The organism is Pseudomonas sp. W3I7, assembly GCF_030816095.1.
GTDB lineage: Bacteria > Pseudomonadota > Gammaproteobacteria > Pseudomonadales > Pseudomonadaceae > Aquipseudomonas > Aquipseudomonas salomonii.
This window is the reverse complement of sequence record NZ_JAUSXP010000001.1, coordinates 4,248,314-4,263,662: the sequence shown is the minus strand read 5'-3', so window position 1 is coordinate 4,263,662 and position 15,349 is coordinate 4,248,314. Positions and strand designations below refer to the sequence as shown.

Here is a 15,349-nt window from a genome sequence, read left to right as displayed (position 1 = left end):
CTGACTGAAACCGAATTTTAAGGACCCACAGATAATGGCTATCGAAATCAAAGCCCCGTCATTCCCGGAATCGGTTGCCGATGGCACCGTTGCCACCTGGCACAAGAAACCAGGCGACGCTGTAAAGCGTGACGACCTGATCGTCGACATCGAGACCGACAAAGTCGTTCTGGAAGTGTTGGCCGAAGCTGACGGCGTGCTGGGCGCGATCGTGGCTGAAGAGGGCGCTACCGTCCTGTCGAACCAGATCCTGGGCTCGATCGAAGCGGGCGGCGCTGCTGCTCCTGCTCCGGCCGCTGCTGCTGCTCCAGCTGCCGCGCCTGCCGCTGCCGCTCCGGCTGCAGGTGGTGAAGACCCGATCGCTGCACCGGCTGCGCGTCAGCTGGCTGAAGAAAACGGCATCAACCTGGCGTCCCTCAAGGGCACCGGCAAAGACGGCCGCGTCACCAAGGAAGACGTGGTTGCGGCTGTTGAAGCCAAGAAAAACGCTCCGGCTGCCGCACCGGCCAAGGCTGCAGCACCTGCTGCCGCTGCGCCTGTGTTCGCTGCTGGCGACCGCACCGAGAAGCGCGTACCGATGACTCGTGTACGTGCCACCGTGGCCAAGCGTCTGGTTGAAGCACAGTCGAACATGGCGATGCTGACCACCTTCAACGAAGTGGACATGACTGAAGTCATGGCCCTGCGTTCGAAGTACAAGGATCTGTTCGAGAAGTCCCACAATGGCGTGCGCCTGGGCTTCATGTCGTTCTTCGTGAAAGCGGCCACCGAAGCGCTGAAACGCTTCCCGGCAGTCAACGCTTCCATCGACGGCAGCGACATCGTTTACCACGGCTATGCAGACGTCGGCGTTGCCGTGTCCAGCGACCGTGGCCTGGTAGTACCGGTTCTGCGTAACGCCGAGCTGATGAGCCTGGCTGAAATCGAAGGCGGCATCGCCGGTTTCGGCAAGAAAGCCCGTGACGGCAAGCTGACCATCGACGAGATGACCGGCGGTACCTTCACCATCACCAACGGTGGTACCTTCGGTTCGATGATGTCGACTCCGATCGTCAACCCGCCGCAAGCTGCGATCCTGGGCATGCACAACATCATCCAGCGTCCGATGGCCATCAACGGCCAAGTCGTGATCCGCCCGATGATGTACCTGGCGCTGTCGTACGATCACCGCCTGATCGATGGTAAAGAAGCCGTGACTTTCCTGGTAACCATCAAGAACCTGCTGGAAGACCCGGCTCGTCTGCTGCTGGATATCTGATAGAAGCAGCCTCACGTTGCGAGCTGCAAGCTGTAGGAACAAGCAGCTTGGTTTGCAGCGTGGGGCTAAAAGCTTGTCGCAAATAGAGGATCTATTTTCATGACACAGAAATTTGACGTTGTAGTGATTGGTGCAGGTCCTGGCGGCTACGTTGCCGCCATCAAGGCCGCACAACTGGGCCTCTCGACTGCTTGCATCGAAAAATACACCGACAAGGAAGGCAAACTGGCACTGGGCGGTACTTGCCTTAACGTCGGTTGCATTCCTTCCAAGGCGCTGCTGGACAGCTCCTGGAAATTCCACGAAGCCCAGGACGGTTTCGCGATCCACGGCATCAACCATGCTGGCGTGACCATGGACGTGCCAGCAATGGTCGGCCGTAAAGCCAACATCGTTAAAGGCCTGACTTCCGGCGTTGCCACCTTGTTCAAGGCTAACGGCGTCACTTCCCTGCAAGGCCACGGCAAGCTGCTGGCCGGCAAGAAAGTTGAAATCACCAAGCCGGACGGCTCGGTTGAAGTCATCGAAGCCGAAAACGTGATCCTGGCACCAGGTTCGCGTCCAATCGACATTCCGCCTGCTCCAGTTGACCAGAACGTGATCGTTGATTCGACCGGCGCCCTGGAATTCCAATCGGTTCCCAAGCGTCTGGGCGTGATCGGCGCCGGCGTAATCGGCCTGGAACTGGGTTCGGTATGGTCGCGCCTGGGTTCTGAAGTGACTGTGCTGGAAGCCCTGGACACGTTCCTGCTGGCTGCCGACAGCGCAGTGTCCAAAGAAGCGCTGAAAACTTTGACCAAACAAGGTCTGGATATCAAGCTGGGCGCCCGTGTTACCGGTTCCAAGGTCAACGGCGAAGAAGTCGTTGTGACCTACACCGATAAAGAAGGCGAGCAGACCATCACCTTCGACAAGCTGATCGTAGCCGTGGGTCGCCGTCCAGTGACCACCGACCTGCTGGCTTCCGACAGCGGCGTGAACATCGACGAGCGTGGTTTCATCCACGTTGACGATCACTGCGCTACCACCGTGCCAGGCGTGTACGCCATCGGCGACGTGGTGCGCGGCATGATGCTGGCGCACAAGGCTTCCGAAGAAGGCATCATGGTTGTCGAGCGCATCAAGGGTCACAAAACCCAGATGAACTACGACCTGATCCCATCGGTTATCTACACCCACCCGGAAATTGCATGGGTCGGTAAAAACGAACAGCAGTTGAAAGCTGAAGGCGTTGAAGTTAACGTCGGCACCTTCCCGTTTGCCGCTTCTGGCCGTGCCATGGCAGCTAACGACACCGGTGGTTTTGTCAAAGTCATCGCTGATGCCAAGACTGACCGCGTATTGGGCGTCCACGTGATTGGCCCGAGCGCTGCAGAACTGGTTCAGCAAGGCGCGATCGGTATGGAATTCGGCACCAGTGCCGAAGACCTGGGCATGATGGTCTTCTCCCATCCGACCCTGTCCGAAGCGTTGCACGAAGCAGCGTTGGCTGTGAATGGCGGCGCCATCCACATCGCCAACCGCAAGAAGCGCTAAGCGAGATAATAAGAAACCACGGCGGAGTTGCCCGTCGTGAGCCTTGCGCGCAAGACTCACCGCGGAATATCCGCTGGACGCAGCCTTGCACAGCTTTACGGGTATTAAGCCCAGCAAGTTGTGCAAGCAGCAGTCACAGGTGGCGCGGCACTCATAATGAGCGCAGCGCCGAATGCGCAGTACCTAACGAAGACGGTAAAAAGCATGAATCTTCACGAGTATCAGGGTAAGCAGCTGTTCGCTGAATACGGCCTGCCAGTATCCAAGGGTTACGCAGTAGACACCCCGGAAGCAGCAGCAGAAGCTTGCGACAAAATCGGTGGTACCGAGTGGGTTGTCAAAGCCCAGGTCCACGCTGGTGGTCGCGGTAAAGCGGGTGGCGTCAAGCTGGTTAAGAGCCGCGAAGAAGCCAAGGCCTTCGCAGCGAAGTGGCTGAATCAGCGTCTGGTGACTTACCAGACTGATGCCAATGGCCAACCAGTCTCCAAGATCCTGGTTGAATCGTGCACTGATATCGCTAAAGAGCTGTACCTGGGCGCTGTCGTTGACCGTTCGAGCCGTCGCATCGTGTTCATGGCTTCCACCGAAGGTGGCGTGGACATCGAGAAAATCGCTCACGACACTCCAGAAAAAATTCTGAAAGCCACTATCGATCCACTGGTTGGCGCTCAGCCATTCCAGGGTCGCGAGCTGGCTTTCCAGCTGGGCCTGGAAGGCAAGCAAGTTGCTCAGTTCGCCAAGATCTTCGTTGGTCTGGCCAAACTGTTCCAGGATCACGATCTGGCCCTGCTGGAAGTGAACCCGCTGGTGATCAAGGCTGACGGCGATCTGCACTGCCTCGACGCCAAGATCAACATCGACGCTAACGCCATGTACCGTCAGCCTAAGCTGAAGACTTTCCACGACCCGTCGCAAGACGACAAGCGTGAAGCCGACGCTGCCAAGTTCGAACTGAACTACGTAGCCCTGGAAGGTAACATCGGTTGCATGGTCAACGGTGCCGGCCTGGCCATGGGTACCATGGACATCGTCAACCTGCATGGCGGCAAACCAGCCAACTTCCTCGACGTGGGCGGCGGTGCTACCAAAGAACGCGTGACTGAAGCCTTCAAGATCATCCTGTCCGACTCCAACGTCGCTGCAGTATTGGTCAACATCTTCGGCGGCATCGTTCGTTGCGACATGATTGCCGAAGGCATCATCGGTGCAGTTAAAGAAGTAGGCGTTAAAGTTCCAGTCGTTGTTCGCCTTGAAGGTAACAACGCTGAACTGGGTGGAAAAGTACTGGCAGAAAGCGGTTTGAACATCATCGCGGCTACCAGCCTGACCGACGCTGCTCAACAAGTTGTCAAAGCTGCGGAGGGCAAATAATGAGCGTCCTGATCAATAAAGACACCAAAGTTATCTGCCAGGGTATTACCGGTTCGCAAGGTAGTTTCCACACCCAGCAAGCCATCGAATACGGCACCAAGATGGTTGGCGGCGTAACTCCGGGCAAAGGCGGCACCGAGCACCTGGGTCTGCCAGTGTTCAACACCGTGAAAGATGCAGTAGAAAAAACTGGCGCCACCGCCAGCGTGATCTACGTTCCAGCTCCTTTCTGCAAAGACTCCATCCTGGAAGCGGCATTCGGCGGCATCAAGCTGATCGTTTGCATCACCGAAGGCATTCCTACCCTGGACATGCTGGACGCTAAAGTTAAGTGCGACGAGCTGGGCGTAGTCCTGATCGGCCCTAACTGCCCAGGCGTGATCACCCCAGGCGAATGCAAGATCGGCATCATGCCAGGTCACATTCACTTGCCAGGTAAAGTCGGTATCGTTTCGCGTTCCGGCACCCTGACTTACGAAGCTGTTAAGCAGACCACTGACGCCGGTTTCGGTCAGTCGACTTGCGTCGGCATCGGCGGTGACCCGATTCCGGGTTCGAACTTCATCGACATCCTGAAGCTGTTCCAGGAAGACCCGAAGACCGAAGCGATCGTGATGATCGGTGAGATCGGCGGTTCGGCTGAAGAAGAAGCGGCTGCCTACATCAAGGCCCACGTGACCAAGCCGGTTGTTTCCTACATCGCTGGTGTGACTGCCCCTCCAGGCAAGCGCATGGGCCATGCTGGCGCAATCATCTCTGGCGGCAAGGGCACTGCAGACGAGAAGTTTGCTGCCCTGCAAGACGCAGGCGTTAAAACCGTGCGTTCGCTGGCAGACATCGGCAAAGCCTTGGCTGAGCTGACTGGCTGGGCTGTCAAGTAAGCCTCGCGCTTAGCTGACGCTTCACCACACAAAGGCCACCTTCGGGTGGCCTTTGTGCATTCCGGGTATCCCCATTTTGGCAAATGTACCCGGTTCTATGTGGGACCTGGCTTGCCTGCGATGGCATCGACTCATTTTGGCTGATGCACCGAGGTGTCTGCATCGCAGGCAAGCCAGCTCCCACAGGGCCGGCATTGCCGGATTAAGTATGAAAACGCGACATTTGAATGTCGCTTATCGGACAGTCCGCCCCGCAACAGTGCGTTTGTCGGCTTAATTCTGTACTCTAGCCGCCTCTTTATGCGTCCGCCTCCCAAAAGGAAGCCGCGCGCTAGACCGGTCGGTCCCCATCAGGGCCGGCAGCAGTTCCCTCATCCACAGGGAATCCCTCTCTAAATTCCGATTCAGTAGTGTGGTATTTCCTGAAATGAAAGTGTTGAAAAGCCAGGACATCCTGGCGTTAGGCTTTATGACGTTTGCCCTGTTCGTGGGCGCCGGCAACATCATCTTCCCGCCTATCGTTGGTTTGCAGTCCGGGCCGCACGTCTGGATGGCAGCGCTGGGCTTCCTGATCACCGCGGTCGGTTTGCCGGTGGTTACCGTGATTGCCCTGGCCAAAGTCGGCGGCGGCATGGACGCGTTGAGCAGCCCGATCGGCAAGATCGCCGGAGGCCTGCTGGCGGCGGCAGCGTACCTGGCGGTAGGCCCGCTGTTCGCCACCCCGCGTACCGCGACCGTTTCGTTTGAAGTGGGCCTGGCGCCGCTGACCGGCGAAAGCCCGCTGGCGCTGTTCCTCTACAGCTCGGTGTACTTCCTGCTGGTGTTCTTCATTTCCCTGTACCCGGGGCGTCTGCTGGACACCGTAGGGCGCTTCCTTGCACCGTTGAAGATCATCGCCCTGGCCGTGCTGGGCATCGCCGCGTTTGCCTTGCCCGCCGGTGATGTCGGTGTCGCCACCCCGGAATACGTTGCTGCACCGTTCTCACAGGGGTTTATCAATGGTTACCTGACCATGGACACCCTCGGCGCGCTGGTATTCGGCATCGTTATCGTCAACGCCATTCGTTCCCGTGGTGTTGAGTCGCCTACGCTGATTACCCGTTACGCGATCATCGCCGGGCTGATTGCCGGCGTGGGCCTGGCGCTGGTGTACATCAGCCTGTTCCGCCTGGGTTCGGGCAGCCATGCCGTGGCGGCCGGTGCCAGCAATGGCGCTGCAGTGCTGCACGCCTACGTGCAACACACGTTCGGCTCGCTGGGCAGTGGCTTCCTCGCGGTGCTGATCTCCCTGGCGTGCCTGGTCACTGCCGTGGGCCTGACCTGTGCCTGCGCCGAGTACTTCAGCAAGGTCCTGCCACTGTCCTACAAGACGCTGGTGGTGATCCTGGCGCTGTTCTCGCTGTTCGTGTCCAACCTGGGCCTGACCAAGCTGATTGCCTTCTCGATCCCGGTACTCACCGCGATCTACCCGCCGTGCATCGTGCTGGTGGCCCTGAGCTTCTGTAAAGACTTCTGGCAGGAGCAGGGCCGTATTGTTGGCCCGGTGATGCTGGTGTCGTTCATCTTTGGTTGCATCGATGCGCTTAAAGGCGCTGGCTTGGCCGATTGGATGCCTGCACAGTTGGCGCACCTGCCGCTGAGCGAGCAAGGTTTGGCCTGGCTCGTGCCGTCGGTGATGACGCTGGTGGTGGCGGTAGTGGTTGACCGTATGCTTGGCAAGCGCAGCGAAGCGATCGCCTGACCCGCGGTTTCACGCTGTACTGAAATGCCCCGTATCAATCGATACGGGGCATTTTTTATGCCTGCACGACCACAACCTTCTAAAGTTGGACCTCGGTCAATGTGGGAGCGGGCTTGCTCGCCAATGCGGTGGATCAGTAATGCATCAGGCGACTGACACACCGTATTCGCGAGCAAGCCCGCTCCCACATTTAGATCGCATTAATATCCATATACCGAGCATAAGGCCCTGCATGTCGTTCATCGAAACCAACCAAATCCACCTGCTGGCCGCCTTCTGGTTCGCCCTGTGCTGGGGCGGTTACACCCGTTATGCCAGCTGGAAAGCCCGTGACACCGCATGCCTGGCCAGCGTGCTGCATCTGTATCGCGAAGACTGGATGCGCCGCATGCTGCTGCGTGATAACCGTATTGCCGACGCCAGCGTGATCGGCAACCTGGAGCGCAATGCCTCGTTCTTCGCCTCCAGCACACTGATAATCCTCGCCGGTATTCTTACCGTGCTGGGCGCTTCCGAGCGGGCGGTATCCTTGCTGGCGGACATTCCCATGGTGCAGCAAGTGTCCCAGGGCATGTCGGAAATCAAGCTGCTGTGCCTGGCGCTGGTGTTCGTCTACGCGTTCTTCACGTTCAGTTGGTGCATGCGCCAATACAATTTTGCCGCCGTGCTGGTGGGGTCGGCGCCTATGATCGGTGAGCGGCATGTGTCGGAGCAGGAGCGCAAGGCGTTTGCCCTGCGGGCGGCGCGAGTGATATCGATGGCGGCCAACCAATTCAACTTTGGCCTGCGTGCGTATTACTTCGGCATGACCATGCTGGCCTGGTTTGTCAGCCCCTGGTTGTTCATGCTGATGAGCAGCGGGGTGGTGCTGGTGCTGTATCGCCGCGAGTTTCATTCCGACGTACTGCAGGTGATGGTCTACACGCCGACCGATATGCCAGTGGCGGAGCCGGCTAAAGACGCTGTGTCTTAACGAGAAGCACCGGTGTTAGTCCGGCTTTATTAAACCGCAGACAAAGAAAAGCCCGCTCTATAAGCGGGCTTTCTTTTTGCAGCAAAGACCAGGCTATTAAGGCTTGGCAGGTGCTGTTGGAGTAGCGGTACCGTCTTCTTTCGCTTTTTCAGCGTTCGCATCAGCCTGAGCTTTGGCAGCATCGGCGTTTTCTTTTGCAGCGTCGTTCACTTTATCCTGTGCTTTGGCCATGTCTTTCTGAGCTTGCTCAGCATGCGATTGAGCATCTTGGGCTTTGTCTTCGGATTTCTTATCGCAGGCAGCGAGACCGAGGGCAGCGGCCAACATCATGGAAATAGCTAAAGTCTTGCGCATGGGGTGTTTCTCCTTATGGATATATCTACTGGCCTTTCGAGCTTAGACGGCCAGCATTAGTTCATTTTGTTTCAAAGATATATAAAACACCGTGACCAAGGAACTTTTAGCCCTATCCCCAAACTGCGCAAACCGACACTAATAAGAGTCTGCACACATGACCGAAAACCCCCTGTTAGAGCGTGCCACGCGCTTTGTGTCGGCCCTGCGCCATTGCCAGGTGCTGGGCATCATCGTCCATGCCGCCAGCCAGGAGGGCATGACGCTGGCCCTGCCTTACGGCCCGCATATCGTCGGCGACCCTCAGACCGGCGTGATTCACGGCGGCGCGCTGACCTCCTTGATGGACACTGCCTGCGGCATGGCCACGCTCTGCGTGCTGCCGGAGTTCGAGGTGTGCCCGACCCTGGATTTGCGCGTCGACTATATGCATCCCGCCGAACCGCATAAGCCGGTGTATGGCTTCGCACAATGCTACCGGGTGACCACCGACGTGATTTTCACCCGTGGGTTCGCCTACCAGGATGACCCGCAACAACCCATCGCCCACGTGGTGGGCACGTTCATGCGCATGGGCAAGCGCCTCAAGGGCACGCAAGGATTCGGCAATTCGATCAAGGGAGACCAGGCATGACCCATCGATTCAAGACCCGCCTCGAACAGGCCCATGAGCGCGGTGACTATGAGGCGCTGCTCAATCTGGTGCCCTACGCCAAGCTGATCGGCATTGAATGCTCAAGGCTGGGGGATGAACTGCTGTTTCGCCTGCCGGCCAACAAGGACAATATTGGTAACCCGATATTACCGGCGCTGCACGGTGGCGTGATCGCAGGTTTTATGGAGCTGTCGGCGGCGTTACATTTGCTGGTATTTACCGGCGCGCCGGGCTTGCCGAAAATCATCGATTTTTCCCTGGATTACCTGCGCGCCGGGCAGTTTCGCGACACCTACGCCAAATGCCAGGTGTGGCGCCAAGGCCGGCGGGTGGCGAATGTGGCGATCACTGCCTGGCAAAGTACCGCAGCGGAGCCGATTGCCACCGCCCGCGCACATTTCAAACTTGAGGATTGGGTGCGCCCTTGAAATCCTGGTCTTAGCCCCCAACTTTGATGACAACCCGCCGCCAACCCTTTCGGGCGCGGCCACTGCCATCCAATTGGAGTTTGATGACCATGAGTGTGGAAACTCAAAAGGAAACCCTGGGCTTCCAGACCGAGGTGAAGCAACTGCTGCACCTCATGATCCATTCGCTGTATTCCAACAAGGAAATCTTCCTTCGCGAATTGATCTCGAACGCCTCTGACGCTGTCGACAAATTACGTTTCGAAGCCCTCTCCAAGCCAGAGTTGCTGGAAGGTGGCGCCGAACTGAAAATCCGTGTGAGCTTCGACAAGGACGCCAAGACCGTCACCCTCGAAGACAACGGCATCGGCATGAGCCGCGAAGACGCGATTACTCATCTGGGTACCATCGCCAAATCCGGCACCGCAGACTTCATGAAGAACCTGTCGGGCGACCAGAAGAAAGATTCGCACCTGATCGGCCAGTTCGGCGTGGGCTTCTATTCGGCCTTCATCGTCGCCGACAAGGTTGAAGTATTCAGCCGCCGCGCCGGCCTTGACGCCAGCGAAGGCGTGCACTGGGCCTCCAAAGGTGAGGGCGAGTTCGAAATCGCCACTGTCGACAAGGCTGACCGCGGTACGCGTATCGTGCTGCACCTCAAAGCGGCTGAAGATGAGTTCGCCGACGGCTACCGCCTGCGCAATATCATCAAGAAATACTCCGACCACATCGCTTTGCCCATCGAACTGCCGAAAGAACAAGCGGCTGTCGAGGGCGAAGAAAAACCTGCCCAGGAATGGGAAGTGGTCAACCGTGCCAGCGCCTTGTGGACCCGCCCTCGTACCGAAGTCAAAGACGAGGAATACCAGGAGTTCTACAAGCACATCGCTCACGACTACGAAAACCCGCTGAGCTGGAGCCACAACAAGGTCGAAGGCAAGCTGGAATACAGCTCGCTGCTCTACGTGCCGGCCCGCGCTCCGTTCGACCTGTACCAGCGTGAAGCGCCGAAAGGCCTGAAGCTGTACGTGCAGCGCGTGTTCGTGATGGACCAGGCAGAGTCCTTCCTGCCGCTGTACCTGCGCTTCATCAAGGGTGTGGTCGACTCCAACGACCTGTCGCTGAACGTGTCGCGGGAAATCCTGCAGAAAGACCCGATCATCGACTCCATGAAGTCGGCGCTGACCAAGCGCGTGCTCGACATGCTGGAAAAACTGGCGAAGAACGAGCCTGAGCAATACAAGGGCTTCTGGAAAAACTTCGGCCAGGTCATGAAAGAAGGCCCGGCGGAAGATTTCGCCAACAAGGAAAAAATTGCCGGCCTGCTGCGTTTTGCCTCGACTCAGGGTGACGACGGCGAGCAGGTTGTGTCGCTGGCCGAGTACCTGGCACGCGCCAAGGAAGGTCAGGACAAGATCTACTACCTGACCGGCGAAACCTACGCGCAGGTCAAGAACAGCCCGCACCTGGAAGTCTTCCGCAAGAAAGGCATCGAAGTGCTGCTGTTGACCGACCGTATCGACGAGTGGCTGATGAGCTACCTCAGCGAGTTCGACGGCAAGACCTTCGTCGACGTGGCCCGTGGTGACCTGGACCTGGGTAACCTGGACTCCGAAGAAGAGAAGAAGGAAGCCGAAGAGGTCGCCAAGGCTAAAGAAGGCCTGGTTGAGCGGATCAAGACTGCCTTGGGCGATGCCGTCAGCGAAGTGCGGGTTTCCCACCGTCTGACCGATTCCCCGGCGATTCTGGCCATCGGCGAGCAGGACCTGGGCATGCAGATGCGCCAGATCCTTGAAGCCAGCGGTCAGAAGGTGCCGGATTCCAAGCCGATCTTCGAATTCAACCCGGCTCACCCGCTGATCGAGAAACTCGATGGCGAGCAGAGTGAAGAGCGTTTTGGCGACCTGTCGCACATTCTCTTCGACCAGGCAGCCCTGGCCGCCGGTGACAGCCTTAAAGATCCGGCCGCGTATGTGCGCCGCCTGAACAAGCTGTTGGTTGAACTGTCGGTTTAACACCGTTGTAGAAAAACCCGCTTCGGCGGGTTTTTTCGTTCTAACGCACCTCAACTGGAGTAAATGATGAGCCAAGTCACTGTACGTTCCGTGGTCTATCAGATTGATGGCCAGTCCTATGAAAGCCGCCTGGCGTTCGACGCCAGCCACAACGGCCCGTTGCCGGGCCTGCTGATGGCGCCGAACTGGATGGGTGTGAGTGCGGGTGCCGAGGAAATCGCCAAAAGCGTGGCCAGCCAAGGCTACGTGGTGCTGATCGCCGACCTGTACGGGCAAACCGTGCGCCCGACGAATGGCGATGAAGCCGGCGCTGCGATGATGCCATTGAAGAACGATAACCCGGCGCTGCTCAAGCGCATGCAGGCGGCCTTTGAGCAGCTGCAAAGCCAGACCGAAGCGGCCGTTGATACCTCGAAGCTGGCCACCTTCGGTTTCTGCTTTGGCGGTTTCTGCTCCCTGGAACTGGCACGTACCGGTGCGCCGTTGAAGGCGGCCGTGTCGTTCCACGGCACCATCGACACACAAAACCCGGCCGGTGCGAAGCACGTCAAGGGTTCGGTGCTGGTGCTGCACGGCGCATCCGATCCATTGGTGCCAAAAGAGCAACTGCCGGCGTTCGAGCAAGAAATGAACGCCGCCGGTGTGGACTGGCAGTTGCTGAGCTACGGCGGCGCGGTGCATTCCTTTACTGACCCGCACGCCAATGTGCCGGGCAAGATGATGTACGACGCAAAGACGGCCAAACGGGCGTTCCAGTCGATGCATAACTTGCTGGACGAAGTGTTCAAGGGCTAACGCTTTAGCGCCTGTTCCGGCCTCATCGCAGGCAAGCCAGCCCCCACACTTTGAACTGTGAAAACAGTCGACATGTGGGCGCTGGCTTGCCTGCGATAGCTATCTGACCGGCAACTCAATCCTTTCAGACTCACCCGGCACCGTCGGCCAGTCCCCGGCTGCCCAACGCTGCCTGGCTTGTTCAATCACTGCCGGATCGCTTGCGACAAAATTCCAGTTGATCCGCCGTGGCCCATCCAGCGGCGCGCCGCCGAACACCACCACGTGGCAATCGCTTTGAGCAAACAAGGTCATTGCCTGCCCGCTCGGCAACACCACCAGGCTATGCGCCTGGACTGCCTCACCGTCCAACTGCGCATCGCCGTCCAGCACATACACCGCCCGTTCTTCATGCTCATCCGGGATCAGCAAGGTGGTGGCCGTCTGCATCTGCACTTCGGCATACAGCGTGGGTGACAGCACCGGCACCGGCGATTTAAGGCAGAAGCCCGAGCCTGCGATCAGGCGAATCTGCACGCCCAGGTTGTCGCTCACCGGCAGGCTCGCCGCCGGATGATGGCTGTAGTGGCCCGGACCGGTTTCGTGGTCCTTGGGCGAGGCCAGCCACACTTGCAGGCCATGCAGGCTGAAGCCGCTGGCCGTGATGGCATCGGGCGTGCGTTCGACGTGGGCAATTGCGCTGCCGGCGGTCATCCAACTGACGTCACCGGCTTGCACTACCTGGTCCGAGCCCAGGCTGTCCTTGTGCTGCAAAGCGCCTTCGAACAGATAGGTGAGGGTGGACAGCCCGATATGCGGGTGCTGGCGAATATTCATGCCAGTGCCGGGCGCATAACGGGTCGGCAACATGTGGTCGAAAAACACAAAAGGCCCGACGCTGCGGCATTCGCGTGACGGCAGCGGTCGCAGGATCGGCTGGCCTTCGACGTCTTCGGCGCGTGGGCGGATCACGGTGAGGGTGGTCATGGGGCGTCCCTGTCTGAGCGGGTTAGGTGCTACTGAGCATAACCCGCTCGACGGGAGGTTGGCGCTACTGGCTGAAGGCGCCTTCGGACAGTTTGGTCTCGATGGTGACTTCGGCGGTGGTCATCAGCTTGTGTACCGGGCACTTATCGGCGACGTGATGCAGCTCATCGCGCTGTGCGTCGGTGAGTACGCCCTTGAGCGTCAGCTTGACGTTGAGCTTGTACTTGCCTTTTTGCTCCTCGGCGCTGTCGTGGGTGACTTCCACGGTGACGCCGGTGAGCGGGATGTCTTTTTTCTGGGCGTAGAGCTTCACGGTCAGCGCCTTGCACGAGGCCAGGGCAGCGTCGAAATAGTCGTGGGGCGAGGGCGCCGAATCGTCACCGCCCAGGCTTTTGGGCAGGTCGGTGAACAGCTCGTGGTTGTTGATGTTCACGCTGTGGCGAAAGTTATCGGAGTTCAGGGTATTGACGGTAACAGGCATGGCAAACCTCACGAGGGCAGGAAAAGGTCATGCAGTTATAGAGCATGCTGGCACTTCAGTGTTCCGCGTTTTTTGCACTGGCAGCTCGCGCGATTGCAATGGGCGTTGATATCGCGTTTTCGTCTTACGCAAATGGGACGACGGGCCGATACCTTTCAGGAGACCTGCTGCAGGTGGATGCAGCGCATTCGGAAGGAATCCAGGCATGAGTATCCGTAGTTTGAATATCGCCCCGCGCGCCGGTCTGGGCTTTGGCGTGCTGGCATTGATGGTGTTTGCCCTGGGCGGTTTCGCCCTGCTGCAAATGGCCAATATGCGCCAACAGTCCGATCAGGTAGAGAACAATTGGTTGCCCAGCGTGATGGCGGTGGGGGAGATGGCCCAGGACCTGCTGCGGGTGCGTGCGCTCACCCTGCGTTTGCTGGTCAACCGTGACCCGCAGGCGCTGGCGCAGAACGAGCAGAAACTCACTGACCTGAAAAACGGCCTGCACCGGGCGCAGACGCTCTACGAAGGGCTGATGGTAGTGCCCGAAGAGCGTGTGCTGTTTGATCGCTTCAAGGCCCAGGAGCAGCAATACCTGCAACGCCAGGAGCAGGTGATGGAATTTTCCAAGGCCAATCAGCTGGAAGACGCGATCAGGATCGTCAACGGTGAGATGAATCAACTGGCCGATGAGTTGGCCGCGACCTTGCACGACCTGGTGACCTTGAACAAGGCCAGTGCCAACCAGGCCGCGAACCTGGCGCAAAGCGTATTCACGCAATCGCGTACGTGGGTGGTCACCATGATAGTGCTTACCGCATTGATCACCATCGGCCTGGCGGTCTGGCTGACCCGCAGCATCGTGCTGCCGTTGGCGCAGTCGCTGAAGGTCGCCCAGGGCGTGGCGGGCGGCGACCTCACCGGTGACATCAACGTAACCGGCAACGATGAGCCCGCGCGCTTGCAGCAGGCGCTCAAGGGTATGCAGGCGAACCTGCGCGACACCATCCGACGGATTGCCGAGTCTTCGAACCAATTGGCTTCGGCTTCTGAAGAGCTCAGCTGTGTGACTGAGGATGCGACCCGTGGCTTGCACCAGCAGAACCAGGAAATCGAACAGGCGGCCACGGCGGTCAACCAGATGACCGCAGCGGTGGAGGAGGTGGCGAGCAATGCGGTCGCCACCTCCCAGGCGTCCCGCGAGTCTGACCGCATTGCCCAGCGTGGGCGCGAGCAGGTGCATCAGACCGTGGTGTCGATTGAAGCGCTGGCCGATGACGTCACCTCCAACGCCACTCAGGTAGAGGACCTGGCGCAGAAGGTCTATGGCATCAGCAAGGTGCTGGATGTGATTCGCTCGATTGCCGAGCAGACCAATTTGCTCGCGCTGAATGCCGCGATTGAGGCGGCGCGCGCAGGCGACGCCGGGCGTGGCTTTGCGGTGGTGGCCGATGAGGTGCGGGCCTTGGCCCATCGCACGCAGCAGTCGACCCAGGAAATCGAGTTGATGATCAGCGGGATCCAGCAAGGCACCGATCAGGCTGTCAGTTCAATGCAGCAGAGCAACACCCGGGCGCGCTCTACGCTGGATATTGCCAAGTCGGCGGGCACGGCGTTGGAGGAGATTGCGTCGGCCTTTACCTTGATCAACGAGCGCAACCTGGTGATTGCCAGCGCGTCGGAGCAGCAGGCGGCGGTGGCGCGGGAGGTGGATCGCAATTTGATGAATATTCGCGATCTGGCGCATCAGACGTCGACGGGGGCTAACCAGACCAGCGCGGCGAGCCAGGAGTTGTCGCGGTTGGCGGTTGACCTCAATACCATGGTGGCGCGGTTTTCGGTATAGGGCTGAGACCGGGGTGATGCTATCGCAGGCAAGCCAGCTCCCACATGTTGAATGGCGAACTCCGTCAAATGTGGGAGCTGGCTTG

General features: G+C 58.9%; 14 protein-coding genes and 1 pseudogene. 12 read left to right on the top strand and 3 right to left on the bottom strand.

The genetic code is table 11. The features are described from left to right. Nucleotides 1–34: 34 nt before the first annotated feature. The 6 genes from odhB (at nucleotide 35) to QF043_RS19550 (ending at nucleotide 7,760) form a co-directional block, all read left to right on the top strand. Entirely contained in the window at nucleotides 35–1,258 is a 1,224-nt protein-coding gene (gene odhB / locus QF043_RS19575; protein WP_017134446.1) for a 2-oxoglutarate dehydrogenase complex dihydrolipoyllysine-residue succinyltransferase, read from the top strand. 99 nt (nucleotides 1,259–1,357) lie between these two features. Beyond that, on the top strand, nucleotides 1,358–2,794 hold the full coding sequence (lpdA, locus tag QF043_RS19570) for a dihydrolipoyl dehydrogenase (protein ID WP_307419858.1): 1,437 nt from the start codon (nucleotides 1,358–1,360) through the stop codon (nucleotides 2,792–2,794). A gap of 204 nt (nucleotides 2,795–2,998) precedes the next feature. Then, nucleotides 2,999–4,165, top strand: a complete 1,167-nt coding sequence (gene sucC / locus QF043_RS19565) for an ADP-forming succinate--CoA ligase subunit beta (RefSeq protein ID WP_307421451.1) — start codon at nucleotides 2,999–3,001, stop codon at nucleotides 4,163–4,165. Further along, a complete protein-coding gene (sucD, locus tag QF043_RS19560; RefSeq protein WP_307419857.1) occupies nucleotides 4,165–5,046 on the top strand; it encodes a succinate--CoA ligase subunit alpha in 882 nt (293 codons plus the stop codon). The genes sucC and sucD overlap by 1 nt, the downstream gene beginning before the upstream one ends. A 427-nt stretch (nucleotides 5,047–5,473) precedes the next feature. Continuing rightward, nucleotides 5,474–6,787: a branched-chain amino acid transport system II carrier protein gene (gene brnQ / locus QF043_RS19555; protein ID WP_305458728.1), complete on the top strand. Its 1,314-nt coding sequence runs from the start codon at nucleotides 5,474–5,476 to the stop codon at nucleotides 6,785–6,787. 232 nt (nucleotides 6,788–7,019) lie between these two features. Continuing rightward, complete coding sequence (locus QF043_RS19550) at nucleotides 7,020–7,760, top strand: DUF599 domain-containing protein (protein WP_305458729.1); 741 nt, start codon at nucleotides 7,020–7,022, stop codon at nucleotides 7,758–7,760. Between the two features lie 96 nt (nucleotides 7,761–7,856). On the opposite strand, the gene QF043_RS19545 is transcribed toward QF043_RS19550, so the two are convergent. Further along, nucleotides 7,857–8,114 carry a hypothetical protein gene (locus QF043_RS19545; RefSeq protein WP_056859728.1) on the bottom strand — a complete coding sequence of 86 codons (258 nt, stop codon included), beginning with the start codon at nucleotides 8,112–8,114 and terminating at the stop codon, nucleotides 7,857–7,859. Nucleotides 8,115–8,271: 157 nt separating this feature from the next. Here QF043_RS19545 and QF043_RS19540 point away from each other — a divergent pair, with 157 nt between their 5' ends. From QF043_RS19540 to QF043_RS19525, 4 genes are all read left to right on the top strand, one after another. Beyond that, on the top strand, nucleotides 8,272–8,748 hold the full coding sequence (locus tag QF043_RS19540; protein ID WP_307419856.1) for a PaaI family thioesterase: 477 nt from the start codon (nucleotides 8,272–8,274) through the stop codon (nucleotides 8,746–8,748). Then, the gene (locus QF043_RS19535; RefSeq protein ID WP_307419855.1) at nucleotides 8,745–9,197 is read left to right on the top strand and encodes a PaaI family thioesterase; all 453 of its coding nucleotides are present in this window, start codon (nucleotides 8,745–8,747) and stop codon (nucleotides 9,195–9,197) included. The genes QF043_RS19540 and QF043_RS19535 overlap by 4 nt, the downstream gene beginning before the upstream one ends. A gap of 89 nt (nucleotides 9,198–9,286) precedes the next feature. Continuing rightward, nucleotides 9,287–11,191, top strand: coding sequence for a molecular chaperone HtpG (htpG, locus tag QF043_RS19530; RefSeq protein ID WP_065929522.1), 1,905 nt, complete (start codon nucleotides 9,287–9,289; stop codon nucleotides 11,189–11,191). A gap of 66 nt (nucleotides 11,192–11,257) precedes the next feature. Continuing rightward, nucleotides 11,258–11,986, top strand: a complete 729-nt coding sequence (locus QF043_RS19525; RefSeq protein WP_305458732.1) for a dienelactone hydrolase family protein — start codon at nucleotides 11,258–11,260, stop codon at nucleotides 11,984–11,986. 99 nt (nucleotides 11,987–12,085) lie between these two features. On the opposite strand, the gene QF043_RS19520 is transcribed toward QF043_RS19525, so the two are convergent. Both QF043_RS19520 and QF043_RS19515 read right to left on the bottom strand, forming a co-directional pair. Further along, nucleotides 12,086–12,952, bottom strand: a complete 867-nt coding sequence (locus QF043_RS19520; RefSeq protein WP_307419854.1) for a pirin family protein — start codon at nucleotides 12,950–12,952, stop codon at nucleotides 12,086–12,088. A gap of 64 nt (nucleotides 12,953–13,016) precedes the next feature. Then, nucleotides 13,017–13,433 carry an OsmC family protein gene (locus QF043_RS19515; RefSeq protein WP_307419853.1) on the bottom strand — a complete coding sequence of 139 codons (417 nt, stop codon included), beginning with the start codon at nucleotides 13,431–13,433 and terminating at the stop codon, nucleotides 13,017–13,019. 205 nt (nucleotides 13,434–13,638) lie between these two features. Between QF043_RS19515 and QF043_RS30850 the strand changes: the two are divergent. After that, nucleotides 13,639–14,409: pseudogene (locus QF043_RS30850) on the top strand (MCP four helix bundle domain-containing protein); the annotation flags it as partial. Then, nucleotides 14,401–15,264: a methyl-accepting chemotaxis protein gene (locus QF043_RS30845; protein WP_371919102.1), complete on the top strand. Its 864-nt coding sequence runs from the start codon at nucleotides 14,401–14,403 to the stop codon at nucleotides 15,262–15,264. The pseudogene QF043_RS30850 and the gene QF043_RS30845, both read left to right, overlap by 9 nt. Nucleotides 15,265–15,349: the final 85 nt, after the last annotated feature.